Consider the following 25,339-nt stretch of genomic DNA (forward strand, 5'->3'; position numbering starts at 1 on the left):
TCCCATTCCTTATTGAAAGGAAAATTTAAAGAAATTTCGACTACTTTGGCTTGAGATAGCCCCACTTCTCTAAGGCCTTCTTCAGTTCAGGACTTGATTTCGCTTTCTCCTCAAGGTCTATTCCATCAACTGCAGCCTCAATGGCATCCCTCAATGCTTTAGCTCCAGCCTTCGGCCCATCTGGATGGCCCATGACGCCTCCTCCAGCTTGAACAACGAGATCTTTTCCGAACAGCCTTATCAGCTCGGGCATTAAGCCAGGGTGAAGACCCCCGCTTGCTACTGGGAACACCGGTCTTATGTGCTCCCACTTGCTCAAGAGGAAGTCGTTAATTCTCTTTATTTCCTCATAATTCCCGGCCATCTTTCCTACAGCTGTTCCGGTGTGGATCTGATCAATCCCAATCATTCTTGCGGCCTTAGCTAAAGCAAACATTGTTATGCCGTGCTTTGGGTTCCTAGTGAATGCCGCGTGCATTGCCCTATGAGCATGGATTGCCAATCCCAAGTCTTCGGTAACCTCCCTCATGTACTGAAGTGCACTCCATCCCGCAACGACTATATCAATCATCACGTACTGCCCGCCTTCATTGGCGACTAATTCGGCCCTCTTCTCCATTACATCTACTGGGCCGGTGATGTTGATCAGGTACTCCTTTGTCTCCCCAGTTTCTGCCTCGACCCTGTCCCTCACCCTGTAGAGCTTTCTCACCCTCTCTTCGAACCTGTTAAAGGGAAAGCTCGTGAAGTTCTCGTCATCCTTAAGCAGGTCAATGCCTCCGCTCCAGAGCTCGTAAGCAATCTCAGCATATTCCTCAACGCTCCACCCCATCTTTGGCTTTGGAACCGTTGCTGTTAAAGGCCTGTCCTTAATCCCCATGAATTCCCTAATCCCCTTAACTCCGTACTGGGGCCCTCTGAAGTGCCTCAGGTACTCGTATGGGGGATGGAAGTCTAGCAATCTTAGATTCTTCAACGCTTTCATTCCGAACACGTTACCGGCTATAGCGCTGAAGAGCTGGACTAAGCTCCCCTCCTCAAACAGGGTTAGGGGGTAAGCTATCTTAGCTATATAACCTTCACCGCTCTTCTCTAAATAAAATACCTTTGCCATACTCCTCCTTGCCATCTCTGGAAGCTTCCAGAGGGTCGTCCATGTTCCAATAGAGCTTTCGCTCGCTATCCTTCCAGCTGCCTCTTCAGGAGAAACGCCGTTCGGCTCAAAGTAGTACTCAACTATAAGCTCGTCCTTTCCTGGGGTGTAGTCAAGGTCAACAAAATCGAGGTACCACTCAACCTTCATGGGGAGCACCATATATTATTGCTTCGGCCACGCTAATTAGATTATCGCGACTATGAATAGGGTTGAGATGACATCCGAAAGAGTAGTTATCGTGGGAACGGTAACGTTGTCGGGATCGAGACCTATCCTTTCGAAAGCCCTAGTTAGGAAATAGGCGAGGGTCATTACTCCCAGCGCTACAAGAGGATACAGGGCTATGAACTTTCCATAGATTCCGACTCTAACTCCCTTAACTATCGAGTACAGAAAAACTCCAACGATCATCATGAAGGCCGAGAAAGGGTATGCTATCGCAACGTACAGGAGCATTTCAAGGAGCGTTTTAACGTCAATTAGACCCTCAATCTCCCCAAGGTGAACCCTGGTTGAGGTTTTTGAGCCTATTATTGATCCTATGTTTCCAAGGCTCGCAAGGACTACTGGGTACATTATACTGAACACCGTTCTCCCTATTTCTTCGCTGTACGTTTGCAGTATTGAACCTGTAATACTGGAAACGATTGCTAATATCCCTATAATCCCCAGGATCTCCCTGATTAATGTAACATCCTCACGCTCGTATCTAACTCCCCTTCCAACTAGAATTGAGATGAGAACTCCAATGACGAAGAGGGCAGTGAATATTGACGTGTCATGCTCATATAAGTAAAGAAACGTCACTAAGAGGGGTATCGTTATTAGATCCGCGGTGGCCGTGACTATGGGAACTGCTATTGCGTCTGGATCAATGCCTCTCTTAAAGGGAACTATCGTTGCTAGGGCCGTGGTGTAGGCAAGGATGAGCGTGGCAAATATCGTTGAAGCGACGACTATTCCCAGGGATGAGAACACGTTTACTCTAACCTTCAGGGCCCCTATCAGCCACAGCACAAACAGCGGTATCATGGAGAGAACTATCGAAATAATCACGTTTTTCCTGACGTTTCTATCTCTTATGCTTGGCTCCATCTCACCAAGGTGAAGCATCGTCGTGAACCTCGAGGCTAAGGCACCGAATATGTTCCCTCTGAGTCCCATCAGTCCAGGGAGTATAACCAATAGAACCCCATACCTCATGAGATCGTGAAAGTACCTCCTCATGAAAATGCCAGCAAAGAAATCTATGAACATGGCGAAGACTAACCCAGGAAGTGAAACTAGGCTGACCTCCTTGATTATCCCCTTGATCTCGCACCTGCTTACATTACGCAACATTCATAATGCACCTCAACATCCCTAATGCTCTTGGCCCACTCGATTACCTTCCTTGGGGGGTTCGTTATCCTATCAATACCGACGATGATAGCCTTTTTGTCGAATTCCTCCCTCCACCTTCCAAAGGGCCTCATGCACCCAATGCTCAGCTCGCCCTCGAACCTCTCCCTAGCGTACTTAACCACTTCTATTGCGACGTCCACTGGAACCTTCTCAACGTTGGCCATCTCCGTTCCTGGGGTTGGAATTAGGACATCGAGGACGAGAACCTTAATGGGATAATTTATAAGCATATCTATGGCCTTAAACTCCCAGTGAACTCTTCCAAAGTCTAGCCCGATAGTAATGTGGGGGGCAACTTCAATTCCGTTTGATGTTAGAATATCAAGAATCCTGAGGTAGTCTTCAACGCTTTTATTTACCTTATATACCCTCCTGATCACATCATCATTCCCAACGAAGTCCAATGAGACAACATCAACGTACTTAAGCCAGTCTAGGTCGGACTCATCAACAAAGCCAACGTGAGCGTTTATCTTAAGCTTTGTTCTTTCCTTTATCTCCTTTATCTCCTCTTTAAATTTGTCTAGAGGAACCTTTAGCCTTTCATCCATTCCACCACTAAGAAGGCAACCCGCGTACCCTTCTCTCTCCATCTCGATACATCTCTCGACTAAACTCTTCCTTGTAACCTTCATCATTCCTTTAAGGTAGTGCCTTCCGCAGTGGGCACAGTTGAGGTAGCAGTAGTTGCCGGTCACAGATATTGAGGGGAACTTTATTCCTGGGATGTAAACCTTCAGCTTTCTCATAGGACTTCCCTCAAATCCTTAAGGAATTTCTCAATCATTTCCTTGGTCACGTGGGGCATGAACACTACCCTTATGTAGCCTCTGTGGGCGCTTATTCCCCAGCCCCTCTCCTTAAGCTTTCTTTCAACTCCATGGAGGTTCTTCGTTTTGAAAGAGACTATGTTGAGAACGGGTTCCCTTACGAGCCATGTGCTTGGAGTTTTCTTTATCTCCTCGGCGAACCATCTCGAAAGCTTCATCGCCCTGTCAACTATCTCCATATATCCCTCAAACCCGAGGTGCTTTATCAGCGCCCACACGGCAAGAACGCTTGCTCCGGGCCTCGTTCCCGTAATGGTTGCCTGCCAAACTTTTCCTCCGGCTAAGTAAGGGGCTAAAACGCTTATCGCTTTAAGGTACTTCTTCCTCCTGAATATTATCCCTCCCGCTGGAATTGGAGCCATCCCCATCTTGTGGGGATCTATAGTGATGCTCTTTACTCCTCTAAGCTTGAAGTCGAAGTCGGGTATTTCATAACCCAAAGCCTTCGCGAAGGGTATTACGAAGCCTCCAAACGCTGCATCAACGTGAAGGGGTATCCCGTAATCCTGGGCCAAGTCGCTTAAGGCGGGTATATCATCTACAACCCCCAATCCCGTTGTCCCCGCGATGCCAACTATGCCAATTGTGTTGTCATTTATCTTCGCCTCTACATCCTTAACGTCCACCGTGTAATCCGGCTTTAGCTCTGCCCAGACCAGCTTAACACCAAGCATCTCCCCCGCTTTTATAAAGGAGAAATGGGCTGACTTTGGGAGTATAAGCTCTGGTTTTTCAGTGTCCGAGAGGTTGCGGAATGCCCTTACAGCGAGTACATTAGCTTCAGTCCCGCCGGAAACTATATGCCCATAGCCTCTCTCAAGGTGGAGCAGATCTGAAAGCATTCCTATTACTTCTTCTTCTATTCTCCTAGTTCCAGGATGTAGCCCCGGATCTCCCAGGTTTCTGTCAATGTACCTACAGAAAACTTCAATTGCAAGTTCGTGAGGCATCGTACACATTGACCCTAGAATTCTTCCTGAGGAGAAGGAAAGATCTTGAGAAGTTACCCTCTCCAACTCTTCGAGGATCGTTTCCTTGGGCAAACCCTTTTTGGGGAACTTCAAGCTCTCACCCCCGCTATATAAAGGGCAATGGCTATTGCAAGCTGGTTCGAGAAGTTGTCATCAGGAGGTAACTCGTAAAGCTCAGCTAGGGTTCCAACGAGGGCACCCAGGAGTGCCATTTTAAGTCCTACTAATGGAGTTAAGATAAGCAAACCTGTAAGGAAATATGCTAAGCTTCCCTCAACGCTCTTCCCGTTCTTAAATCTATGCCTTCCAAAGGGCTTTCCAATTATGGCGGCCATTGCATCTCCGAGGGTTGCAACAGCTATGCTACCTATCGCGACCTCCCTCGGGAAGAAGTAAACTATTATCAGCGCGGCTACCGTAAAGTATATATGTGCCCCAATTCCCCTCCTCTCGTGCTCCCTTGCTATGCTGTCCACTTCCTTTTCAATCATGTTAATAACGCCATTTGGCAGACCAAGTTTTCTTTTTATCCTGTCTCTAAGCTCTTCGATTACCCTAAAAGGTTCTAGTGCCAAGAATATGATGAGAAAAGTTATGACAAAGCTCAGAGTAACTACTCGCCCAAAGAGGTAGTAGATTATCGGAACCGAGAGGCCAGTCATGTGAAGGGCTTTCCTCTTTATCTCAACTTTTAAGCTCATTCTTTATCACCTCTAATGCTTCACGCAAACTATTAACGACATAGTCCGCGTGCTTAGCTCTCCTCCCCTTGAAGTACCCTCTCCTCACTAGGATCGTCGTTGCGTGAATTGCCTTTCCTCCCTTCATGTCTGTATCGTCCCTATCTCCTATAACGAAAACCGGCTCTTCCTTTGGGAAGGCCTTTCTCGCGAGCATGAAGTTGTAGGGCTCGTGCTTACTGTGGCCTGTCTCACCACTTATAATCACCTTGTCGAAATACTCCATTATCCCAAGAACTTCAAGCTTCCTTCTCTGCCAAGTTGAAGATGAGTCGGTAACTAGAACTATCTTTGCATTCATCTTTTTTAGCTCGTTCAGGAAAGGAATGACATCGTCGTACAGCCTTAAGTTCGCAAAAAAAGTCCTATCAAACAGCTCCATCATCTTCCTGACTTCTTCCTTATCTATCTTTTTATAGATCTTATCCATTACCCTGTTGAATATCTCCTCAAAATCAAGCACGTGCAACTCCCTTAATTCCTCAAGCTCCTTATACCTCTGCGTGATTATGTAAGCGAACATCTTAAACTTCCTAAGCCTCAACATGGTGGGAATAAGCCTAATTATCGCTATCCTCGCGGCATCCCAGGTGTTACATAGGGTATCATCAAGGTCGAGGATTACTAGCATCGATAGTTGGAGGGGGATAAAGTATTATAAAGCCTGTCCCTAACTTCCTACCATGAGGGGAGAGCTCCTCATAGTTACCGGAATCGTCCTAATTATGATAGGCTTCATGCTCGTGTTCCTGGGCACACTCATTTCGGCGTTTTCTCAGCCTCAAGAGGGTAATGTAGAGGCGGGAGGAGTAATAATGATTGGCCCAATTCCAATAGCATTTGGGACTAGGAAAGGGGTCACAATGGCTATGATACTCGCCGTAGTTCTAATGGCCCTGTGGGTAATCCTTGCACTGTTGAGGAGGATATGACATGAGTTATGTTCTTCACCTTTCGATTCTTCTTGTCGTGGCTAAGCTACTCGAATGGGTGTTCGAAAGGAAGAATGTACACCCAATAATAGCCCATATACTCACTGGAATAGTTCTAGGTCCCTTCGTCCTTGGAATAGTAGAGCCTACGGAAGACCTTAGGGTTCTCGCGGAGTTTGGCCTTATAATGATGATGCTCTACATGGGGTTAACGAGCAACTTCTCGGCTATAGCCCAGAACAAGCTAAAAGCGACCGTAGTTGCTTCCCTTGGAGTTGCATTTTCCTTCATCTTGGGGTTTTCAACCGTTTGCCTATTCGGAAAGGGCATTACTGCAGCTTTGTTTGTTGGAGTAACCCTCGGAAACACGGCAATAGAAGTTACGAGCGGTGTCCTGGTTAAGGAGAGGGTTAAGAGGGAAATATCTTCGGTGTTAATGGGAGCCGCGTTCGCCGATGATATAATAGCAGTTTACCTTATAGGCCTCCTAACGGGATTAACTAAGGGGGAGTTCTCCCTAATTTCGTTCATCCTGCTTACTGTTAAGATCGTTGTGTTCATGCTCTCCATTCTACTGCTTTCTGAGTTAGTATTTAAGAGATCTAGGAAGTTTTACCAGCTGATAAAAGACTTGCATGTGTTCTTCACATTTACAATCGTGTTGACCTTTGCGCTGGCCGTTATAGCTGAGAATATAGGGCTAAATCAGATAATTGGAGCGTATTTAGCAGGATTAACAATAAGTAGACTTAGGGAGAGAAAGGACCCACTGATAATCAGCAGAATAAAGCTTAATGAGCTGATAAACGACCTTGAGATAGTCCTTACGGAGTTCTTCATTCCTCTCTTCTTCATATTTGTAGGCCTAATGTTCAACCCAGACGTATCTGAAATAAGCATCCCCATGATTATCCTACTCTATGTCTCAGCTGTCCTTGGAAAGTTAATTGGCTGTGGCTTGGGTATGAAGGTATTTGGAGCTTCATGGAGGGATTCAATATTAGTTGGAATTGGAATGGGTGGTAGAGGTAGCCTGGAGCTCGCCATACTAAAGTTTGGCCTTGAGAACGGTCTAATTGATGAAGGATTATTTGCCATGGTAGTTATAGTTTCCATGCTTACCGCCTTAACGACCCCGATATTCTTCAGGCACGCTGTGAGGAAACTTTCTTAAGATCCTAGATGGTAAGGGATAGAGGGGTTTCAATATGATAAGCGAGGGAGATAGAATAGGTATCGTTAAGGGAGAGGCAAGCTTTACAATGTACGAGTTCTCCGTTGATCCTAGGGCTGACATATCATTTGGCGAATTCGTGGTTACAAAGAACAGAGCTGGAGAGTGGGTTCTCGGCACGGTTAGGAACATAAAAAATGTCAACTGGCTTCTTTCCAGCGCGAAGAGTAATTTCAACTCCCTTATATTGGACGTTGAAGACTATGGAGAGAGCATTCACGAAAATGAGGAAGTTGTTGCCACCGTGAGAATCCTGGGCAAGGTTAACGGAGGGGAGCTCGCTCCAAACAGGGTTCCAGTTAAGAATGGTGAGAGCGTTTACAAGGCCTCAGATGAGATACTCAAGCAACTCTACGAGCCTAACGGAGCTAGCATTGAAGTTGGAACTCTCCTCTTAAGGGAAAACGTCCCTATAAAGCTCGACGTTAATGAGCTAGTCTCGAGGCACTTCGCGGTTCTTGCGGTAACAGGTGCAGGTAAGAGCAACGCCGTGGCGGTCATGATAAAGGGGCTAGTGGAAGACATAGGAGGAACTGTTGTTGTTCTCGATCCCCACGGTGATTATGTGAACTTGAAGCTACCAGAAACGGGGAATTCATTGGTGAACATCATAGAGGGGAAGATAAAGGTAGATGAGCTAGACTCAGAAGAATTAGCGGATTTGCTGGAGGTAAGATCAACGGCCTCAATTCAGAGGGAATTCTTGGCGAGAGCTTGGGAGACGATCCAGCATGAGAACAAGGAGCTTGGTGGCGCTCTTCTCCTTGAAGAGCTCGAGAAAACGCTGAGGGAGTGGATAACCAAAAGGATGATCAAGTACTGGGATGAAAAGAAACAGAGGTACGTTACAGAGGAACTAAAGAGCGACAGGATAGAGACGATAAGGGGGATAATATTCAGGATAAGGAGGTTCCTGAGGAACTATGGAGCTTTCGTGACGAGCGAAAATTTAGTTGCGGCAATAAGGCCCGGGATGGTGAATGTAATAGACCTCGGGCCCTTGGATGAGCTACAGATGAAGGTTATAGTTGGAAAGTTCCTTCAGGAGGTTTTCGAGGCGAGAGTTGAGTATGAAAAAGCAAGGAAGAACTTCATGAGAACGGGAGACAGAGAATACGAAAAGATAATGGACGAGATAAGGCAGAAGTACCCGGCCTTGGCCTACCCAATTCTGATAATAGTTGAAGAAGCCCACATATTCGCACCCCAGGGGGAGGAAAATGATGCTGCAAGGATCATGGGGAGAATAGCAAGGGAGGGGAGAAAATTTGGAGTTGGTTTGGGAGTTGTTTCCCAGAGGCCAAGCAAGCTGAATGAGGACATACTCAGCCAGATGAACACGAAGATAATCCTTAAGATAGTCAACCCGAGGGATCAGGAGTACGTGCTGAGGGCTAGTGAGCAACTAAGCAGGGATCTAATGGACGATATAGCTGGATTAGGGAAGGGAGAGGCCGTGATTGTTGGACAAGCAATAAAGGTTCCAGCCCTCGTTAAGATATACAACTTCAAGGAGCTTAAAGGAAAAGCTGGAAAGGGAGAGTACGGTGGAGAGGACATTGGAGTCGTTGACAGGTGGGCGGAGATGAAGGTTGAGGAAATAGACTATACAGTTGACTTCTGAGGGTGAAAGCATGAAGTTTGCTCACATTGCCGATGTTCACCTTGGATATGAGCAGTTTAACAGGCCTCAAAGAGCTGGGGAATTCGCAGATGCATTTAGGAGAGCCCTGGAAATATGCGTTGAGGAGGATGTAGACTTTATACTCATTGCTGGAGACCTCTTTCACTCAAGCAGGCCTTCCCCAGGAACGATAAAGAAAGCTATAGAGCTCCTGCAAATTCCAAAGCAGAATGATATCCCAGTATTTGCGATAGAGGGAAACCACGATAGAACCCAGAGGGGTCCTTCAATTCTCCACCTTCTTGAGGATCTCGCTCTGTTAAACGTAGTTGGAATAAGAGGGGAGAGGGTCAATAATGGTTACTTGAAGAGTGAGAGATTGGGAAGTCAATGGCTCGTCAAGGGTGAGTGTTGCGGTGTCGAAATACATGGGATGAAGTACATGAGCCCTGCATGGTTCGAGGCAAACCTAAACATGTTTAAGAGGATTTTCCAGGGTTCAAAGAACGCGATACTAATGTTGCATCAGGGAATAAAGGAGATAGCTGAGAGCACATTTTACGGTCAGGGCGGAGAGATAATCCTCTCGGATCTACCTAAGGGCTACTCCTACTATGCCCTGGGTCACATCCACAAGAGGTACGAAACTACGTACGAGGGTTCCCCGGTAGTTTACCCGGGATCCCTCGAGAGGTGGGACTTTGGAGATTTCGAGAGAAGGTACACTTGGGATGGAGTCAAGTTCAGGGAAACTGTGGGATGGGAGAAGGGCTTCTACATCGTCGAGAACTTCAGGCCCAGATTCATGAAAATAGAGGCGAGACCATTCATAGACGTTCAAATTAAGGGTAGCGATACCGAGATTAAGAAGGCAATAAAACTCGCAGTCCCCCTCATTCCTAAGAACGCGTACGTTAGATTTCACATAAAGTGGAGGAGGCCCTTCGATGTCGAGTGGATAAAGGATATTGTGAAAGCGGAGTACGTGAAGATACACACCATTCTAGAAGGAGGAAGAGTTATTGATGATATAAAAGATGGGAACATAAGCGAGTTCTTTAGTGAGGAGGAGTGGAGGATAATAGAAGCCCTCAGCGAGAGGGACTTTAACGAAGACGAAGTCATTATGCTCCTCTCGGGCATTCCCAAGAGGGAAGAGAGGAAAGAAGAAAAGAAGGAGATTAAGAAAATTAGCAGGCCGAAAAATCCTGGGGATCTGCTTTCTTGGATTAAAGGGTGAGAATTATGAAGATTGAGAGGGTTAAAGTTCAGAACTTCCGCTCACATAGGGAAACCGAAGTCATCTTCAAAGATGGGATAAACCTGATAATAGGCCAAAACGGTTCTGGAAAAAGTTCCCTTCTTGACGCAATTCTCGTGGGCTTGTACTGGCCAAAGGCCAGCAAGAAAGGCCTTCAAAAGAAGGACTTTACGAGGGTAGGGACGAGGGGGGCGAAGATAGAAATATTCTTCGAACACGATGGGATAAAGTACTGGTTGCTAAGGGACATGGCAAGGAACGTTGCCTACCTCAAGAGGCTTGAGAACGGGGAGTGGAAGCACGTGACAGAACCGACAATGGAAAGTGTTGCTAACTTCATGGAGAGATTAGTTCCCCTCGAGATATTCAGAAACGCGATTTACGTTAGGCAAGGGGAGATAGAAGCCATTCTTGAGAGCGATGATGCCAGAGACAGGATCGTCAAGAAGATTCTGAACTTGGACAAGGTGGAAATGGCATATGAAAACCTCAGAGGATTAATAAAGTACATCAAGAGGAGGATACAGGATAGGGAGGCATTCATAGAGAGAACTAAAACGATAGATTCTTCAATTAATTCACTCGAGAAGAGCCTCGTTGAAGTTTTAAAGGAGATAAAGGATGTTGAATCCAAACTGCCGGAATTGAAGAGAGAAGCTCGTGAGCTTGAGAAGAAAGATAAGGAGTTGGATGCCCTAAAGGAAGAAATTGTGAGGAGTGAGCTGAACCTAGAAAAGCTCAATTCGAAGAGGAGGGGACTCGAGGAGAAGATAAAAGCATTGGAAAAGAAAATTGAGGAGAGAAACAAAAGAATCAAGGAGCTTGAAGAGGTGACGAAAGCGCTTGGAGAGCTCGAAGAGAAGGAGAAAAGATTCCAAAAACTCAAGGAGTTCAGGGAGATCTACATAAAGGAGAAGTCCCAGGGAGAGAAGGAGCTCGAAAGAGTTGAGAGCCAAATAGAAAACATTGAAGGCAGGTTGGAGGACATTGCCGAGAAAGAAGAGGAGGCTAAGAGACTAAGAGAAGAGCTAAGGAAACTTGAGCAGGCTAAAGAAGAGTTTGAAAAGGTTGTTAAGGAATATGAGGAAATGAAATCAAAGCTACTTCAACTGAAACGACTGAAAGCTAAGCTGAAAGGCATCGATCCAAGGGAGATACCAGCTAAAATAGAGAAGCTCGAAAAGGAGAGGGAAAATATCATTGAAGAACTCAGCGAGCTCAAGTCAAGAAAGGGAGAGCTCTTCCAGAGGAGAAGAGATAGGGAAAAGGCCATTGAAGAGCTCAAAAAAGCAAGGGGGAAGTGCCCAGTTTGTGGAAGGGAGCTTACGGAGGAGCATAAAAGGGAGCTACTCCAGCGGTACTCCCTCGAGGTCAGGAAGATCGGAGAAGAACTCGTAAGCCTTTCCAAAAGAGAAGAAGAGCTGAATAGGGAATTTGAGCGGATTGAGAGGGATCTAAAAGAGCTCAGGGGATTAAAGAGCATTGCTGAGGACTTGATAGTCCTTGAGGAGAGTCTCAAGGAAGTAAGCATTGATGAGCTCGAGGAAAAGAAGAAGGAGTATGAAGAGATCAGGCAGAGGATAAGTAGCATAAAGGGCAAGCTCTCAGAGCTCGAAAAGGAGCTCAGACTTAAAGAGGCCTTTGAAAGGAAGCTTGAGAGACTGAAAACTATTAGGGATGAGGTTATATCAAGACTAGGGACCTTGGAAGAGGATTTAAGATCCCTGGGGTTCTCCACCCTAGAAGAACTGGAAGGGGAGATTAGAGAACTTGAGAAATTCCATGCTGAGTACATTAGGGCAAAGAAAGCTGAGGAGGATCTTAAGAGAGAGTTAAACCTGCTGAGAATGGACAGAAAGGAACTCGATGTTGCGTTTGAGGAGCTTGCAGAAGTTGAGGAGGATATAGAGGGGCTTGAGAGAAGGATAAGAGACCTCAAGAACAAATACAGTCAAGGAGAGCACTTGAAAGTAAAGGAAGAGCTTCAAAGGAAAAAGGAGATCATTAGCGCCATGAATGCGAAGCTTGAGGAGCTGAAGAAGAGAGAGGAGGAGACAAAGAGATCACTTGAGGAGCTGAAGAAGCAGAGAGGAGAGAGAGAAAAGGCCGAAGAAGAAGTCAGGGTGTTAAAGAATGCTTTAAAGCGTGCAGAGTCCCTGAGGGATAAGATAAAGATGTACAAAACCATCATCAAGGAAGAAGCTCTGAGGAGGATAGGAGAAATAGCAAGTGAAATATTTGCTGAATTCACGGAAGGAAAGTACTCGCAGGTCATCGTTAAGGCCGAAGAAAATAAAGTGAAGCTTTTTGTTGTCTATGATGGAAAGGAGATGCCCCTAACGTTCCTCAGCGGGGGAGAGAAGATAGCTCTAGGTCTTGCCTTTAGGCTCGCGATGTCTATGTATCTAATCGGAAAGATGAGTCTCCTAATCCTTGACGAGCCAACCCCCTATCTTGATGAGGAAAGGAGGAGAAAGCTCGTGGAGATAATGGAAAGGCACCTGAGAAAGATATCCCAAGTTATAATAGTGTCACACGACGAAGAACTCAGAGATGCGGCTGATTACGTCATAAAGCTAAACTTGGAGAATGGCGTTTCCGTCCTTACCATCATGGGGTGATGCTGATGCTCCTCACAAACGGCAGAGTTAATAGGATTGCCGATACCCTTCTTGAGCAACTGGAAAATACTCTGAGTTCAATAAACAAAGGTGAGTTGCTCAGATCTTGGAAAGACTTGCCATCCCCTATCAAGTCTAAAGTTTACGCCATAGATGGGAGTAGAAGCGTTTCAAGGCTAAGCGGGACTGTAATATACTTTCTCTCATCCTTTGCTGTTGGAACAGGAAAGCAGTACAGGCTTGTGTACGCCAATGCCATGAGGTACAACTATGGAGTTTCTGATCAGATAATAAGGATGCAGATGGAGACTCTCGAGAACATGCTCGGCTATCTGGCAGGTAAAAAGCTCGGGAGGGAAGGGATAATCCTCATGGACGGAACCCTTACTGGCTCTGTAATAAGACCTCCTGTGTATCCCAAAGATATAGAAAGCATGAGCATACTCAGATCGATACTTGAAGAGGAAATATTCGACGAATTGGTTGCAGAATTTTTGGGGGATTTAGCTGAGCACTATTCCAAGATCGAAGAGGAGTTAAACTCAAGTGGGCAGAGCGATTCCCCCCTTAAGGCTGATGAGTCTGTAAAGAAGTTTGAGAAGGAGTACCTCCAGAAGACGATATTTGGCTACCTAGAGGGAAAGGTCAGGGTAAAGGTTAGAATGGAGGACATCAAGAGGAAGAGCATTCCCGTTACAGTTCTAGAGAAAGCTGTTGAAAAAGGAAAGCCTTTAGAAAAGTTAGTTGAAGAGATAAAGAGGGGAGAAGTTGAAATATATGTGAGCAGAGAGGACTTGCTTGATGCCCTACACGTTCTCCTTACCTACCTTGAGTACTTGTATTCGCTTGACAAGTTGCTCAGTCTCAATAAGGTAGCCTATGTTGCCAAGAGCTTCTACACGAGGAGCTTAGCTGAGAGACTTGGGCTTGAGGTCGTTGATACTGCACTACTCGATATAATCATGAGAAATATCCTGGGAAGTGAAAGGGAGGGGTACCTTGATCTTGAGCCAATAAGGCCAAAGCATGAAATTCCCAATTACCTTCTCAAGCACTTCAAGAACATCGAGGATATCCTCTCCCAGGGAATAAACGTAGCCTACGTGAGGTTCGAGAGGGGGGATGTGATCTACATGGTTCAGTCGAACAGGAAGATCGAGGAAATCCTACCAGAGATGCTCTATCACAAGGCCGGAGGCTACTTAAGACCTCTACAACTTGCCCATCACGGTGTTAAGATCTCATACAAGGAGGCTAAAGCAAACCTTGCAATACTAATAAACATGCTGAGGGCCAAGGATCCTAATTTGAAGATATTCGTAAAGTACGGAAGGGCACCGCTTGAGTAGTCGACCTCCAAGTTGGCAGTCAGCGAATAGGTCTCTAGTGCCTCAAGGCAACAGCACAAACTGGTTTGAGCTTGATAACTAGTTCAACTATCATTTCCTGTCGTAATAATTTAGGAAATGCTATTTTGGAGATACAGGTAGGTTCGCACTCTCCGCAAAGCTTATATACCCTCTAAAAAATAGGTGGTTCTGGACGTGCGGTGGTAGTCTAGCCTGGTCTAGGACGCCGGCCTCCCAAGCCGGCGACCCGGGTTCAAATCCCGGCCACCGCACCACACTTTTTTGAGGGAGGAAAATGCCGATAGTTAGGAAGCTCAATGATGATGGTTTTGGTATTATTAAAGGGATTTTAGTCCCCTATTCTGTCCCAGGGGATGAAATTGAAATAGAAGAGGTTAAAAAAATTAAGAAGAAGAGGATGGCGACGAAATGGAGGCTCTTAAGATCATCCCCCCTTCGAGTGGGAGCTAGGTGTGAGGCCTTTGGGAGATGTGGAGGTTGTATCCTTCAGCATATTGACTATAATTATCAGGTCGAATTCAAGGAGGAAAAGCTAAGGAAGATCCTCGGGTTCGAAGTTAACGTGATACCTTCCCCAAGGATATTTGGACACAGGAACAGAATAGACCTGGCAGTTACTGTTGAGGGGATAGGATTTAGGGAGAGAGGAAAGTGGTGGAGTGTAGTGAACATTGAGAAGTGTCCAGTGTTTGGCCCTACATCGAAAAAAGCGATCAAGAGACTGAAGGAGTTCATTGAAGAAGAGAAGATAGAGACTTGGAAAATCAGAGAGGACAAGGGGTTCTTGAGGTACATGGTTCTTAGGGAGGGAAAGTTTACGGGAGAAGTAATGGTCAACCTCGTCACCAAGGAAGGCAAACTGCCCGACCCTTCTCCCTATTTTGACTTCGCAACATCAATATACTGGAGCGTAAATAGGACAAAGAGTGATATATCCCATGGGGACGTTAAGGAGTTCTGGGGGGAGAAGTTTATTACGGAGGAGCTTGATGGAGTTAAGTATCTGATCCATCCTAACTCCTTCTTCCAGACGAATAGCTATCAGGCAGTTAACCTCGTCAAAATTGTGGCTAAGTTCGCTAATGGAGAAAAGATACTGGACATGTACTCTGGAGTTGGAACGTTTGGAATATACTTGGCAAGGAAGGGCTTTAAAGTCAAGGGATTCGACTCTAATGAGTTCGCTATAGAGATGGCGAGGGAGAATGCAGAGATTAACGGTGTTGAGGCAAAGTTCTTCGTCGCGACGGACAGGGAAGTTGAAGTTAAGGGCTTTGACACTGTCATAGTTGATCCTCCTAGGGCAGGCCTACATCCAAAACTGATAAAAAGGCTAGACAGGGAGGGCCCTGAGACGCTCATTTACGTCTCGTGCAACCCGAAAACATTCAATCAAAATATAAAACAATTAAAGAATTACAGAATTGAGGAAATAATTGGGCTTGACATGTTTCCGCACACACCTCACGTGGAGCTCGTTTCGAAGCTTTCAAAGGTCTAACACGTGCTTCTCCAAGACGTAGCAATAAAATCTACCTTCTAACACAATCTCGTCTCCCCTGTAAACTTTCACCTCGACGATCTTCTTCCTTCCATGATCCTCAACAACTTTTGCCTTTGCGAGAAGTTTATCACCAACCTTAACCGGCTTCGTGAACCTGACCTCCGCTTTCCCCAGGACTACCGTAGGCTCATTTACAGCCAACATCGCAGCGTAGTCAGCTAGGCCGAAGGTAAAGCCTCCATGCACGAGGCCCTTCTCATCGACCTTCATCTCATCTATCGTCACGAGCTCAACCTCTGCGTAGCCTTCCTCAAGCTTTACAGGCTTCCCAACTAGCCTCTTCGACGTGAGTTTGTGAGTTCTCTGCTCCATAGACCTCACCGATAGAGAAAGCTTTTTTGCCTTAAAAGAGATTTATCCCTGGGGATGGGGTTGGGCAAGTACAGGCCACTTTTGGAGGCCGTGAAGCTTAAGGGCGATGAAGTATTCCAAAGCAAGAGTGAGCTAGTTGGCATCTTGACGTTTAAACTTGGCATTATGGGGGTTAGTGAAGCTAAGCAACTTATAAGCGAGGCCATAGAAGAGGGAGTTGTAGAGGAGACCTCAGAAGGGCTTATCGTTCACACCGACTTAATTGAGGAGGAAGAAGGGAAGAGGGATGTTTTTGGAGAGATGGTGGAATATATAGCCAAACAGCTAGGAGTCACCGAGCTTGAGGTTCTCGAGGAAGTGAAAAAGTTGAGAGAGAGGTATGGGAATCTTGACAATAAGATTCTGGCTTACATCTATGGCCTAGAAAAGGGGATTGATATGGACAGGTTTAAAGACGAGCTGGAGGGTTGAGTCATGCCAAAGATTCAGCCATTTGAGAAACACAGGGACAAGTACGAGAGCTGGTTCGAGAGGAATAGGTTAGCATATTTGAGCGAGCTCAATGCCGTAAAAGAGGTTCTTCCTGAAGGGGAATGCATTGAAGTTGGGGTGGGAACGGGAAGGTTTGCCGCTCCCCTGGGGATAAAGGTGGGTGTTGAACCCTCTAGGAAAATGGCAGAGGTAGCGGAGAAGAGGGGAATAAAAATAATCCCTGGGGTTGCTGAAGATTTGCCGTTTGAAGATTCCTCCCTCGACTGCATTCTCATGGTCACAACGATATGCTTCGTCGATGATCCTGAAAAGGCGATAGAAGAAGCTTATAGGGTTCTGAAACCTGGAGGCTACCTTATCATAGGGTTCGTGGACAGGGAAAGTCCAATAGGCAAGGAATACGAGGAGAAGAAGAATAAAAGTTTATTCTATAGGGAAGCTAGGTTCTTTTCAACCCAGGAACTAATTGAGCTATTGAAGAAACAGGGATTCGTCATTGACAGGATTGTTCAGACTTTATTCCACAAGTTGGATGAGATAGGGGAGGTGGAGCCGATAAAAGAGGGGTATGGAGAGGGTAGCTTCGTTGTTATAAGGGCCAGAAAGGTGAGTTGAGATGGAGTTAGTTAAAGAAGTAAAATCCCTGTGCGAGAGGTTGGGAGAAGAGAATTTAGTGGAGGCGATAGATAAGTTCATGTTATTGAACCAAGGACTGGAAAAGACAAGGGGAGAACACTTCGCCAGGGCTGGAATTTACGGGTTTCTTGAGGGGATTCTTACAACATTAAAGATTAAGCATGAAGATCAGGAAATCGAGGAGCTACTTATAAGAGTTAAAGAGGCCAGGGAAAAGGAGGAGATTTTCCTTAGAAGAGCTAGACCTCCAATAGCTGAGTAGAAATACCTTTAAACCTTAAAATCCTCCTAAATTTTGATGAGAGTTATCGGCGTGGTAAGGAAATCAAGGCGAGAGAGGGTTAGTAGAGAGGAGTTCGAGGAGCTTTTAAGGAGTGCTGGTTACGAAGTTCTTACGATAGTTGAACAGGTACGGGAGGAGCATCCACGCTACAATATTGGGCCGGGTAAGCTTGAGGAGATAAAAAGGCTCATTGAGAAGTTAAAGCCAGACAAAGTGGTGTTCGCTAACCGATTAACGCCTTCTCAAGCTTACAATCTCTGGAAGGAACTGAAAGTGGATATAATTGACAAGTGGCAACTCGTTCTTGAGATATTTGAGAAGAGAGCCCATTCAAAGGAGGCAAAACTCCAGATTGAGCTCGCGAATCTCCAGTACGAGCTTCCCCTTGTAAAGGAGGCAATTAGAAGGATAAAGATGGGAGATAGAGCGGGATTCAGAGGTATGGGTGAGTATCAGGTTCATCAGTACCTCAAGCATCTCAGATACAGAATGGGCAAGATAAGGGAGGAGCTCGAGAAGATAAGAGCCGAAAGAGAGATTAGAAGAAAGAAGAGAGAGGAAGAAGGATTCATCCTTGTTGCCTTAGCCGGTTACACGAATGCTGGAAAGTCAACACTCTTAAATGCCCTAACTGGAGAGAACATAGAGGCCAAAAACCAAATGTTCACCACCCTAGACACGACAACGAGGAGGTTTAAGGTCAACGGAAAGACGTTGCTTATAACTGACACCGTTGGTTTTATTGACAACCTTCCACCTTTCATCGTTGAAGCATTTCACTCAACACTTGAGGAGATAGTTAAGGCTGACATAATAGTCCTGGTTCTCGACGCAAGCGAGCCGTGGCCCGAAATTAGGAGGAAGTTCTTTGCTTCCCTTGACGTCCTCAGGGAGCTTAAAGCACTAGACAGACCCATGATAGTTGCGTTGAATAAGACGGATTTAATTCCAGAGAAAGACGCCGAAGAAAAAGCTCTCCTGCTTAGAGAGATCGTAAATGGGAGGACAAACTTAATAGATGTTGTCAAGATCTCTGCAAAAGAGAAAAAGCTTAAAGAGCTGTACAGTGCAATAGAAAAGGCAATAGCGCTTTCTCCAAAGTTTCAGGAGTTTGAGATCACCGTCAAAGATCCAGAGAAAATCGGCAGGGTTATAGCAATAATTCACTCCGTTGGGGAGCTACTTGATATAGACTACAGTGAGGGAGCGAGAATAAAGGCCTATATCCAGACTGGGATGATAAGGCATCTAACTAAGTTGGGAGTTGAGGTCAAGAGATTAGCTTGAAATGGAGGAACAGAAGGGTCAGGGCATATGCGAGGACAATACCCAGGATGGGTGTAAGAGTCCAGCCGATAAGGATATCAATAGCAGTATCCTTTTTGATTTTCTCTTTAGCACTCAGACTAACCCCAATTATTCCACCAATTATTGCTTGGCCTGAACTCACCGGAAGCCCAAAGAAGTTGGCGAGGCTCACAGACATTGCAGAACCAAATTGAGCAGAGAATGCGGTAACTGGGTCTAGACTTGCTATCTTTTTACCTACAGTATTCATAACTCCATAACTGAAAGTAATCGTGCCTAAGGAGAGACTCAGTGCTCCAAAAACTCCAGCTATCCTAGGGTTGAATAAATCTACTACTAAAAGAGGGCCGACAGCATTAGCAACTTCATTAGCTCCCAGGTTGAATGCCATATAGGCCCCTCCAGTTATGGCCACCCACTTGTATACAATTTCAAGCTTCCTGATGCTCTTTATTCTTCTAAAAACCCTTGAGTACATTTTAAATAATAGAAAACCGAAAACTCCCGCCAATATTGGTGATGCTACCCATGCTACAATGACCTTTAAAAGGGTTTGCCAGTTGATTGATAAGCCTAGGGGGATAGCAATCCCAATGGAGCTACCAATTACTGCTTGGGCCGTGGATACTGGTAATCCCCTGATAGTTGCAAGCGTCATAATTAGGCCCGCGGTTAATAAAACTATAAGGGCGATTTCGGGAGTTAATTGAACTATTCCTCTTCTGACGGTTTCCATAACCTTATCTCCTCTAAGATATGCTCCCAAGGTTGTGAAAATTATGATTACTAGTGTTGCCTGTCTAAAGCTCAAGACCCCCGAACCTACTGAAGTCCCCATTACATTTGCCGAACCATTTGCTCCTATGTTCCATGCGAGATAGAACGTCACTGCTATCAGCGAAACTAGTAGCCCCATCAGCTTCACCTATATATTCTATATAGTTTATAGAGCCCAAGTTAAGAAAAGGGAAATAAATTAATAAGACTTAAGGTCAACTTGTGTAATCCTCAAGGGTTTTAGCCTTAACTATGATCTCACTTTTGTATGAGATTTCAACGAGACCATCATCTTCGAGCTGTTTAAGGGTTTGAAGAAGTTTTGGCATAGAAGTTTCAAGTTCAGAACTCAGTTTCTTTAAGCTTACGGCCTTCTTCTTTGTGGCCAAAACTTTATACACAAACTCCTTTGGATGCATGCAGAACACCAAATAATAATTTGAAAAGGGGTTAATTAATATTTTTGGACAACTATGTCCATCATGACTCAGGAACTCCCTCTTTGAACCATTGAGTCAAGTTGTTAATGGCGTTAACGGCCTTTGTATTATTAAATGGCAGGATGTACTGGCCAGCACTTATTATCAAGATTACGCCTTTATTTTTCATAGCCTCCTTTACAAGCTTTGGAATTAGCCTTGGCTCTATCTCCCCCTCAATTATCGCGTACAGCTTGCCATCATAGAATATTCCGACTAAAGGAACCCCCTGAACACCAATCAAGCGAGAGAAGTTGTAATAGAGCTGAAGGTTCTTTTCACTACTACGAACTTCATAAAATGTCACACTATTATCACCAAAGTACTCAGGCAGTAACTTTTTCATCCTCTGACAATGGGGGCAGGTGTCTAGACCGTAGATGTAGAAGTGGAACTTTGACTTGTCTAGGCCTTCAAGCCAACTTTCTGAAGTACTTGTAATTGTCCCTGAAGTTTGGGATGGGGTTGTACTTTGAAGGGAAGAATCTGTTGATGGGGTTGTTGTGTTGGAGTTTTGGGGAGATGCGGATGTCGGTACATGCGAGTTAAAAGATGTTTGCGTTGAGGATATACAGCCTAACGAAGAAAATATAAGTAAGAACGCCAGCATGATTGCTTCAGCCTTTCCCATTTTTAACCCCCACCAAAATCATGTAATCCCTTTAATATACCTATCCCAAAAAGTCCAAGAGGTTCTTTGCTTTCATTTTCCTCTTAAGTTCTTTATATGCACTACTACCATCGCATTCTGGAGCATAGGAGAGCCCTGCCTCTTCTAGAAGGAACCTCATAATTCCAAAGGCCATGACAGCTTTTCTGCCCTCCATCTCAACGGCAACGAAGGGAACTCCGTTTCTTCTCCCATAAATCACATCAAAATTAATACCCCCACATATGTCGACATCTATAAAGCTCACCTTTTCCCCGGTTTTAGTTTTTCGAGTTAGGGCCCCAGAGAACTTTCGCTTTAACTTTTCAATTGCCCTTACTACTTTAGCGAGATCCTCCTCTGAGAGTTCCTCTCTTAACCTTATCCTCTCTATCATCCCACCACCGGGTATCACTAACCCTGGGGACTTAAATCTTTAAAGAAAACCAAGGTCGCACGAGAAAGCATGACGGCCAGCGGTGCAACGATTAGGAGTCCAAGGAGCAGTCCCACGACCTTTAGGTTGACCGTTATTAGTGTCATCGGAATTGAGAGGAGTAAAGTTAAGCCTCCATATTTCACGGCGTACTCTAGATACTCTCCTCCACTCAGGGCCAAGTTCAGGCTTTTTCCAATGGCCTCCTCGGCCTTTACACCCTGCAGAATAATAAGGTACGGCGTGGCATAAAGGAAATAGCCAATGCCAATGACAACGGCAAATGCAAATATAAGCCCTGGGGGACCGAGGAATACCAAGGTTCCGACTCCAAGCGAGACCAGAAAGAGGAGGAGGCCAAACTTCAAGAACTCCAGGAAATATCTGTTAGCCGTGTTAAGGAAGCCATCCCATGAAAACTCATTCCCGTTTATCGATCCCAAGAATCCGGCCGAGAGGTAAGCTGAGATTACCGCAACGAGTAGTCCAAAAAGGAGGGAAAGGGGAGTAGAAAGACCACCTCCTGGAGGAGAAACGAATGACCAAAGCGTTGGAAGGGCCTCGGGGAGCGTTATCCTAATTCCCACATAATTTCCATGAAAATTCACAACCCTAACAACACTATCAAGGGAAATAATGCTGGCAATGACTGGGATCACCATTATCCCAGGATTTCTCAATGTATACTCCCATCCCTCATTTAACAACCTGAGGAATTCCACCATACAACCACCTGGAGTTAATTAAAGTTACCTCTTAAAAGGATATCGAAGTCCTGACAATTATCCTGCCTGAATAAGGGTATACATTTGATCACTGTCCTATTCTGTTAGCCCATAATTTTTTAAGCATTTGACGAAGCTACTAACGGTGATCGTCGATGGTTCAAATAATCGACACAACGTTTAGGGATGCCCACCAGTCCCTTCTTGCAACTAGATTGAAAACTGAGGACATGCTTCTAATCGCCGAAGATATGGATAAGATAGGCTTCTACTCGATGGAGGTCTGGGGAGGGGCGACTTTCGATGTTTGTATTCGCTATTTAAAGGAGGATCCCTGGGAGAGGCTCAGGGCTTTAAGGGAGAGGATAAGGAAGACAAAGTTACAGATGCTACTTAGGGGAAAGAACCTCGTCGGCTACAAACACTATCCAGATGAAGTTATCATGAAGTTCATCGAGAAGGCGTACGAAAATGGGATAGATATCTTCAGGATTTTTGATGCACTTAACGACGTGAGGAACATGGAGCTTGCCATAAAGACCGCCAAAAGTGTCGGTGCAGAGGTTCAGGGAGTTATAGCCTATACTACTGGGCCCGTATTCACTCTCGAATACTATCTGCAGAAGGCCGAGGAGCTTATAGGGCTAGATGTTGATGTAATAACCATAAAGGACATGGCGGGCCTCTTAGCTCCCCAGATGGCATACAATCTCGTTAGGGGAATAAAGCTGAGCTGAGCTATGGAGTTCCAGTGAACGTTCACACCCACTCAACTACCGGCATGGCAGTGGCAACGTACCTCAAGGCGGTGGAGGCAGGGGCCGATTTTATCGATACTTCAATAAGTCCCCTAGCGTTTGGAACCGCCCAACCTGGGATTCAAACAATCTATCACGTCCTTCCAGAAAAAGACAGGCCAAACTTGAATCTTGACATCATTAGGAGCGTTTCAAAGTATCTAGAGAAAATCCTGGAGGAGAAGTATTCGTGTCTGCTGAGCAAGAAAGTTTTACAAGTAAATCCCGAAGTTCTGACCTATCAAGTTCCTGGGGGCATGATGTCAAATTTGATTGCCCAGCTCAGGGAAATGAATGCTCTAGACAAGCTAAATGAAGTGCTGGAAGAGATACCCAGGGTTAGGGAAGACTTAGGATGGCCTCCGCTGGTTACTCCCGCAAGCCAGATAGTTGGAACCCAGGCGGTGTTAAACGTTCTCTTTGGGAGGTACAGAATGCTAACCAAGGAGGTCAAGGCATACCTCCTGGGTAAGTACGGCAAGCCTCCGGCCGAGATCAGGAAAGATCTACTGGAAAGGGTTAAAGATGAAGGAGTTAGGGAGGAGGATAAGGGGTTGGAAGAGTGCAAGAGGAAGCTGATCAAAATGGGGTTCATAAGGGAGAGCGAGTGTGAGGAGGATGTGCTAACTTACTGCCTCTTCCCTCAGGTTGCCATCGAGCTCTTCAAGGCGAGGAGAAAGGGAATTAATGGAAATGCCATCCCCAGGGAGGCTAAAAAGTTTAAATTGTTCATCAATGGAGTTGAATTCGACGTGGGTATATTGGAGCAGTGATGAAGGGATTAGCCCCGCTGAGGTGGTGATGAGGCTGGCCCATCGCCGAGCTCCCTCTTAAACCTCATTGCATCCTCACACATATTTGAATTGTTGAAGTACACGAAGCTTTCCTCAACATGGAAAGCAAGAACTTTGTCCCTTATTTTCCTAAGCTCTTCATCGCTGTACCTATGCGAATAAATTATCCTGCCGTTCTCGTACCTACCGTGGAGCCTATAATAGTTTACATCCCTGCGGTGGAGGGGGACGGCAACTAGGGGATCTACAACGTCAATAACACCAAACTCCCTAACGAACCTCTTCCTCCCCGTTTCGCTCCATCCCCTCAGCTCGACCGCTATCTCAACATCCCTTTCTATCTTTGAGAAGAACTTCTCGGCGTTGGCAAAGCTCTCATCACTCTCTTTAAAGCTCCTGGGGAGCTGAATTAAGATGAATCTGGCGTTAAGTAGCTTTGCTTCATGTAGTGTTATCCTCCAGTAGTGCAGGACTTCGGAAGTGGGCCTAAGCAGGCCAACGTTCTTACTAGGTCTAACGTTGCTCCTCCTCCAAGTCGGACTATTAGGGGGATGCGTGATCCCCTGAAATGCCTTAATCGAGAATACAAAATCCTCCGGGGCCTTCTTCCTCCACCTCTCGAGCGTCTTGTCTTGGAGTATCCTGTAAAAGGTTTGCTGTATCTCCACAGTTTTGAAGTCTTGGAAGTACTTTTCCTGCCTCTCGCAAAAGCCACACGTTCCAACGAATATCATAACCATCCCAAAAGGATTTTGAACTTTCCTTAATATCACTTTCCGGGCCGATGACGAAGGTGGGCACTCCCCGATTTGATGAGGTTGTGGGGGGAGGAGCCAGAGGCCCTCCCAAAGATTATTAAACGATAGGGTAAAGGAGAGTTAGGTGAGCCTAATGAAGACGGAAAGAGCGAAGGAGATACTTCTCCAACTCCTCAAGATACCCTCTCCTTCGGGGAGAGAGGACAGGATAGCCCTCTACATAATGGAATTCCTTCACAAGCTTGACTATGACGTTCATATAGAGAGCGACGGCGAGATAATTGATCTGGTCGTTAACCCAGAAGCAGAGTTATTCTTCGAAGTTCACATGGACACAATAGAACCCAGGGTGGAGCCATTCGTGAGGGGGAACATAGTCTACGGAACGGGAGCGAGCGACATAAAGGGTGGAATAGCCTCAATTCTCCTAATGCTTGAGCAACTAAAAAAGGAAGGCAGGGATTTGAACGTTGGAATAGTTTTCGTTAGCGACGAGGAGAAAGGAGGAAGGGGCTCTGCTTTATTCATGGAGCGCTACAAGCCAAAGATGGCTGTAGTCCTTGAGCCTACAGATCTTGAGGTTCACATAGCCCATGCAGGGAACATAGAGGCGTACTTTGAAGTTGATGGAAAGGAAGCGCATGGAGCGTGCCCCGAGAGCGGCGTGAACGCTATTGAGCAGGTATTCGAGATGTTGCAGAAGCTTAAGGAACTCGAACCCTTTAAGGTGAAGGGGAAGTACTTCGATCCACACATAGGGATACAGGAGCTGATATGTGAGAACCCCTACTACTTAATCCCCGCGTTATGTAGGGGAAGGCTCGAGGCGAGGCTTCTGCCGGATCAGGAAGTTGAGGATGTCCTAGACCTAATTGATCCTATTCTCGATGAGTACACGCTGAAGTACGAGTACACGGAGATATGGGATGGTTATGAGCTTAGCGAGGACGAGGAAATAGTTCAGATAGCAAAGCAGGCGATGGATGTCGTTGGCCTCGATGAGTTCGGGGCAATGAGGAGCTGGACCGATGCGATAAACTTCACGTACAACGGGACTAAGACGATAGTGTTTGGCCCAGGAAACCTAGATATTTCGCACACTAAATTTGAAAGGATTGATGTTAGAGACGTCGTCAAGGCCAGCGAATTCCTTATGGCAATAAACGATATTTATGGATCACATTAG

At 45.7% G+C, this 25,339-nt stretch carries 25 protein-coding genes, 1 tRNA gene and 1 pseudogene; 14 read left to right on the forward strand and 13 right to left on the reverse strand.

Annotated elements, in window-relative coordinates:
• Positions 1 to 40: 40 nt before the first annotated feature.
• The 6 genes from rbcL to P8X24_RS09500 are packed head-to-tail and all read right to left on the reverse strand — an operon-like array spanning position 41 to position 5,732.
• The gene (rbcL, locus tag P8X24_RS09475) at positions 41 to 1,303 is read right to left on the reverse strand and encodes a type III ribulose-bisphosphate carboxylase (RefSeq protein ID WP_372915664.1); all 1,263 of its coding nucleotides are present in this window, start codon (positions 1,301 to 1,303) and stop codon (positions 41 to 43) included.
• Between the two features lie 36 nt (positions 1,304 to 1,339).
• Entirely contained in the window at positions 1,340 to 2,497 is a 1,158-nt protein-coding gene (locus P8X24_RS09480; protein ID WP_372915666.1) for a magnesium transporter, read from the reverse strand.
• A complete protein-coding gene (locus P8X24_RS09485; RefSeq protein WP_372915668.1) occupies positions 2,482 to 3,309 on the reverse strand; it encodes a radical SAM protein in 828 nt (275 codons plus the stop codon). The genes P8X24_RS09480 and P8X24_RS09485 overlap by 16 nt, the downstream gene beginning before the upstream one ends.
• Positions 3,306 to 4,454, reverse strand: a complete 1,149-nt coding sequence (gene mfnA / locus P8X24_RS09490; protein WP_372915670.1) for a tyrosine decarboxylase MfnA — start codon at positions 4,452 to 4,454, stop codon at positions 3,306 to 3,308. Before mfnA ends, P8X24_RS09485 begins: the two co-directional genes overlap by 4 nt.
• Positions 4,451 to 5,062 (reverse strand): diacylglycerol/polyprenol kinase family protein, encoded by a 612-nt coding sequence (locus P8X24_RS09495; RefSeq protein WP_372915672.1) that lies wholly within the window; start codon positions 5,060 to 5,062, stop codon positions 4,451 to 4,453. Before P8X24_RS09495 ends, mfnA begins: the two co-directional genes overlap by 4 nt.
• The gene (locus P8X24_RS09500; protein ID WP_372915674.1) at positions 5,046 to 5,732 is read right to left on the reverse strand and encodes an HAD family hydrolase; all 687 of its coding nucleotides are present in this window, start codon (positions 5,730 to 5,732) and stop codon (positions 5,046 to 5,048) included. Before P8X24_RS09500 ends, P8X24_RS09495 begins: the two co-directional genes overlap by 17 nt.
• A 52-nt stretch (positions 5,733 to 5,784) precedes the next feature.
• Here P8X24_RS09500 and P8X24_RS09505 point away from each other — a divergent pair, with 52 nt between their 5' ends.
• From P8X24_RS09505 to rlmD, 8 genes are all read left to right on the forward strand, one after another.
• Positions 5,785 to 6,033, forward strand: a complete 249-nt coding sequence (locus P8X24_RS09505) for a TIGR00304 family membrane protein (protein WP_372915676.1) — start codon at positions 5,785 to 5,787, stop codon at positions 6,031 to 6,033.
• Position 6,034: 1 nt separating this feature from the next.
• Positions 6,035 to 7,207 (forward strand): cation:proton antiporter, encoded by a 1,173-nt coding sequence (locus P8X24_RS09510; RefSeq protein WP_372915678.1) that lies wholly within the window; start codon positions 6,035 to 6,037, stop codon positions 7,205 to 7,207.
• Positions 7,208 to 7,241: 34 nt separating this feature from the next.
• Complete coding sequence (gene herA / locus P8X24_RS09515; RefSeq protein WP_372915680.1) at positions 7,242 to 8,891, forward strand: DNA double-strand break repair helicase HerA; 1,650 nt, start codon at positions 7,242 to 7,244, stop codon at positions 8,889 to 8,891.
• A 10-nt stretch (positions 8,892 to 8,901) separates the two neighbouring features.
• Positions 8,902 to 10,131: a DNA double-strand break repair protein Mre11 gene (gene mre11 / locus P8X24_RS09520; RefSeq protein WP_372915681.1), complete on the forward strand. Its 1,230-nt coding sequence runs from the start codon at positions 8,902 to 8,904 to the stop codon at positions 10,129 to 10,131.
• Between the two features lie 5 nt (positions 10,132 to 10,136).
• Positions 10,137 to 12,773, forward strand: coding sequence for a DNA double-strand break repair ATPase Rad50 (rad50, locus tag P8X24_RS09525; RefSeq protein ID WP_372915683.1), 2,637 nt, complete (start codon positions 10,137 to 10,139; stop codon positions 12,771 to 12,773).
• Between the two features lie 5 nt (positions 12,774 to 12,778).
• Positions 12,779 to 14,122 carry a DNA double-strand break repair nuclease NurA gene (gene nurA, locus P8X24_RS09530; RefSeq protein WP_372915685.1) on the forward strand — a complete coding sequence of 448 codons (1,344 nt, stop codon included), beginning with the start codon at positions 12,779 to 12,781 and terminating at the stop codon, positions 14,120 to 14,122.
• Positions 14,123 to 14,319: 197 nt separating this feature from the next.
• Positions 14,320 to 14,397, forward strand: a tRNA-Gly gene (locus P8X24_RS09535).
• A gap of 20 nt (positions 14,398 to 14,417) precedes the next feature.
• Positions 14,418 to 15,644 (forward strand): 23S rRNA (uracil(1939)-C(5))-methyltransferase RlmD, encoded by a 1,227-nt coding sequence (gene rlmD, locus P8X24_RS09540; RefSeq protein ID WP_372915687.1) that lies wholly within the window; start codon positions 14,418 to 14,420, stop codon positions 15,642 to 15,644.
• On the opposite strand, the gene P8X24_RS09545 is transcribed toward rlmD, so the two are convergent.
• Positions 15,633 to 16,019 carry a hotdog domain-containing protein gene (locus tag P8X24_RS09545; protein WP_372915795.1) on the reverse strand — a complete coding sequence of 129 codons (387 nt, stop codon included), beginning with the start codon at positions 16,017 to 16,019 and terminating at the stop codon, positions 15,633 to 15,635. The two genes, rlmD and P8X24_RS09545, sit on opposite strands and share 12 nt — an antisense overlap.
• Positions 16,020 to 16,073: 54 nt before the next feature.
• On the opposite strand from P8X24_RS09545, the gene P8X24_RS09550 reads away from it, so the two are divergent.
• Genes P8X24_RS09550 through hflX form a run of 4 tightly spaced genes read left to right on the forward strand, consistent with a single transcriptional unit; the run spans position 16,074 to position 18,717 of the window.
• Positions 16,074 to 16,490, forward strand: coding sequence for a DUF2240 family protein (locus P8X24_RS09550; protein WP_372915689.1), 417 nt, complete (start codon positions 16,074 to 16,076; stop codon positions 16,488 to 16,490).
• 3 nt (positions 16,491 to 16,493) lie between these two features.
• Complete coding sequence (locus P8X24_RS09555; RefSeq protein WP_372915691.1) at positions 16,494 to 17,126, forward strand: class I SAM-dependent methyltransferase; 633 nt, start codon at positions 16,494 to 16,496, stop codon at positions 17,124 to 17,126.
• A gap of 1 nt (position 17,127) precedes the next feature.
• Entirely contained in the window at positions 17,128 to 17,409 is a 282-nt protein-coding gene (locus P8X24_RS09560; RefSeq protein WP_372915693.1) for a DUF3216 domain-containing protein, read from the forward strand.
• Between the two features lie 36 nt (positions 17,410 to 17,445).
• Complete coding sequence (gene hflX / locus P8X24_RS09565; protein WP_372915695.1) at positions 17,446 to 18,717, forward strand: GTPase HflX; 1,272 nt, start codon at positions 17,446 to 17,448, stop codon at positions 18,715 to 18,717.
• Here the strand turns inward: hflX and P8X24_RS09570 are convergent.
• The 5 genes from P8X24_RS09570 to P8X24_RS09590 form a co-directional block, all read right to left on the reverse strand.
• Positions 18,701 to 19,654: an inorganic phosphate transporter gene (locus tag P8X24_RS09570; protein WP_372915697.1), complete on the reverse strand. Its 954-nt coding sequence runs from the start codon at positions 19,652 to 19,654 to the stop codon at positions 18,701 to 18,703. The genes hflX and P8X24_RS09570 overlap by 17 nt on opposite strands.
• Before the next feature lie 76 nt (positions 19,655 to 19,730).
• Complete coding sequence (locus P8X24_RS09575) at positions 19,731 to 19,934, reverse strand: ArsR family transcriptional regulator (protein ID WP_372915699.1); 204 nt, start codon at positions 19,932 to 19,934, stop codon at positions 19,731 to 19,733.
• 61 nt (positions 19,935 to 19,995) lie between these two features.
• Complete coding sequence (locus tag P8X24_RS09580; RefSeq protein WP_372915701.1) at positions 19,996 to 20,625, reverse strand: glutaredoxin; 630 nt, start codon at positions 20,623 to 20,625, stop codon at positions 19,996 to 19,998.
• Positions 20,626 to 20,665: 40 nt separating this feature from the next.
• A complete protein-coding gene (locus tag P8X24_RS09585) occupies positions 20,666 to 21,040 on the reverse strand; it encodes a hypothetical protein (protein ID WP_372915703.1) in 375 nt (124 codons plus the stop codon).
• Positions 21,041 to 21,057: 17 nt separating this feature from the next.
• Positions 21,058 to 21,804 carry a hypothetical protein gene (locus P8X24_RS09590; protein ID WP_372915705.1) on the reverse strand — a complete coding sequence of 249 codons (747 nt, stop codon included), beginning with the start codon at positions 21,802 to 21,804 and terminating at the stop codon, positions 21,058 to 21,060.
• 155 nt (positions 21,805 to 21,959) lie between these two features.
• Here P8X24_RS09590 and P8X24_RS09595 point away from each other — a divergent pair.
• Positions 21,960 to 23,362 (forward strand): annotated as a pseudogene (locus tag P8X24_RS09595) (pyruvate carboxylase subunit B); the annotation flags it as partial.
• Positions 23,363 to 23,382: 20 nt separating this feature from the next.
• Here P8X24_RS09595 and P8X24_RS09600 read toward each other — a convergent pair.
• Entirely contained in the window at positions 23,383 to 24,129 is a 747-nt protein-coding gene (locus P8X24_RS09600) for a DUF72 domain-containing protein (protein WP_372915706.1), read from the reverse strand.
• A gap of 157 nt (positions 24,130 to 24,286) precedes the next feature.
• Between P8X24_RS09600 and P8X24_RS09605 the strand changes: the two genes are divergently transcribed.
• A complete protein-coding gene (locus tag P8X24_RS09605; RefSeq protein WP_372915797.1) occupies positions 24,287 to 25,339 on the forward strand; it encodes a M20/M25/M40 family metallo-hydrolase in 1,053 nt (350 codons plus the stop codon).

It is taken from the genome of Pyrococcus kukulkanii (assembly GCF_041647995.1).
Taxonomy (GTDB): Archaea; Methanobacteriota_B; Thermococci; order Thermococcales; family Thermococcaceae; genus Pyrococcus.

Excerpts from the sequence above, each read along its gene's own strand:
- rbcL (WP_372915664.1), bottom strand. The coding sequence starts at position 1,303 with ATGAAGGTTGAGTGGTACCTCGATTTTGTTGACCTTGACTACACCCCA.
- P8X24_RS09480 (WP_372915666.1), bottom strand. The coding sequence starts at position 2,497 with ATGTTGCGTAATGTAAGCAGGTGCGAGATCAAGGGGATAATCAAGGAG.
- P8X24_RS09485 (WP_372915668.1), bottom strand. The coding sequence starts at position 3,309 with ATGAGAAAGCTGAAGGTTTACATCCCAGGAATAAAGTTCCCCTCAATA.
- P8X24_RS09495 (WP_372915672.1), bottom strand. The coding sequence starts at position 5,062 with ATGAGCTTAAAAGTTGAGATAAAGAGGAAAGCCCTTCACATGACTGGC.
- P8X24_RS09500 (WP_372915674.1), bottom strand. The coding sequence starts at position 5,732 with ATGCTAGTAATCCTCGACCTTGATGATACCCTATGTAACACCTGGGAT.
- P8X24_RS09505 (WP_372915676.1), top strand. The coding sequence starts at position 5,785 with ATGAGGGGAGAGCTCCTCATAGTTACCGGAATCGTCCTAATTATGATA.
- P8X24_RS09510 (WP_372915678.1), top strand. The coding sequence starts at position 6,035 with ATGAGTTATGTTCTTCACCTTTCGATTCTTCTTGTCGTGGCTAAGCTA.
- herA (WP_372915680.1), top strand. The coding sequence starts at position 7,242 with ATGATAAGCGAGGGAGATAGAATAGGTATCGTTAAGGGAGAGGCAAGC.
- mre11 (WP_372915681.1), top strand. The coding sequence starts at position 8,902 with ATGAAGTTTGCTCACATTGCCGATGTTCACCTTGGATATGAGCAGTTT.
- rad50 (WP_372915683.1), top strand. The coding sequence starts at position 10,137 with ATGAAGATTGAGAGGGTTAAAGTTCAGAACTTCCGCTCACATAGGGAA.
- nurA (WP_372915685.1), top strand. The coding sequence starts at position 12,779 with ATGCTCCTCACAAACGGCAGAGTTAATAGGATTGCCGATACCCTTCTT.
- rlmD (WP_372915687.1), top strand. The coding sequence starts at position 14,418 with ATGCCGATAGTTAGGAAGCTCAATGATGATGGTTTTGGTATTATTAAA.
- P8X24_RS09545 (WP_372915795.1), bottom strand. The coding sequence starts at position 16,019 with ATGGAGCAGAGAACTCACAAACTCACGTCGAAGAGGCTAGTTGGGAAG.
- P8X24_RS09550 (WP_372915689.1), top strand. The coding sequence starts at position 16,074 with ATGGGGTTGGGCAAGTACAGGCCACTTTTGGAGGCCGTGAAGCTTAAG.
- P8X24_RS09555 (WP_372915691.1), top strand. The coding sequence starts at position 16,494 with ATGCCAAAGATTCAGCCATTTGAGAAACACAGGGACAAGTACGAGAGC.
- P8X24_RS09560 (WP_372915693.1), top strand. The coding sequence starts at position 17,128 with ATGGAGTTAGTTAAAGAAGTAAAATCCCTGTGCGAGAGGTTGGGAGAA.
- hflX (WP_372915695.1), top strand. The coding sequence starts at position 17,446 with ATGAGAGTTATCGGCGTGGTAAGGAAATCAAGGCGAGAGAGGGTTAGT.
- P8X24_RS09570 (WP_372915697.1), bottom strand. The coding sequence starts at position 19,654 with ATGGGGCTACTAGTTTCGCTGATAGCAGTGACGTTCTATCTCGCATGG.
- P8X24_RS09575 (WP_372915699.1), bottom strand. The coding sequence starts at position 19,934 with ATGCATCCAAAGGAGTTTGTGTATAAAGTTTTGGCCACAAAGAAGAAG.
- P8X24_RS09580 (WP_372915701.1), bottom strand. The coding sequence starts at position 20,625 with ATGGGAAAGGCTGAAGCAATCATGCTGGCGTTCTTACTTATATTTTCT.
- P8X24_RS09585 (WP_372915703.1), bottom strand. The coding sequence starts at position 21,040 with ATGATAGAGAGGATAAGGTTAAGAGAGGAACTCTCAGAGGAGGATCTC.
- P8X24_RS09590 (WP_372915705.1), bottom strand. The coding sequence starts at position 21,804 with ATGGTGGAATTCCTCAGGTTGTTAAATGAGGGATGGGAGTATACATTG.
- P8X24_RS09600 (WP_372915706.1), bottom strand. The coding sequence starts at position 24,129 with ATGATATTCGTTGGAACGTGTGGCTTTTGCGAGAGGCAGGAAAAGTAC.
- P8X24_RS09605 (WP_372915797.1), top strand. The coding sequence starts at position 24,287 with ATGAAGACGGAAAGAGCGAAGGAGATACTTCTCCAACTCCTCAAGATA.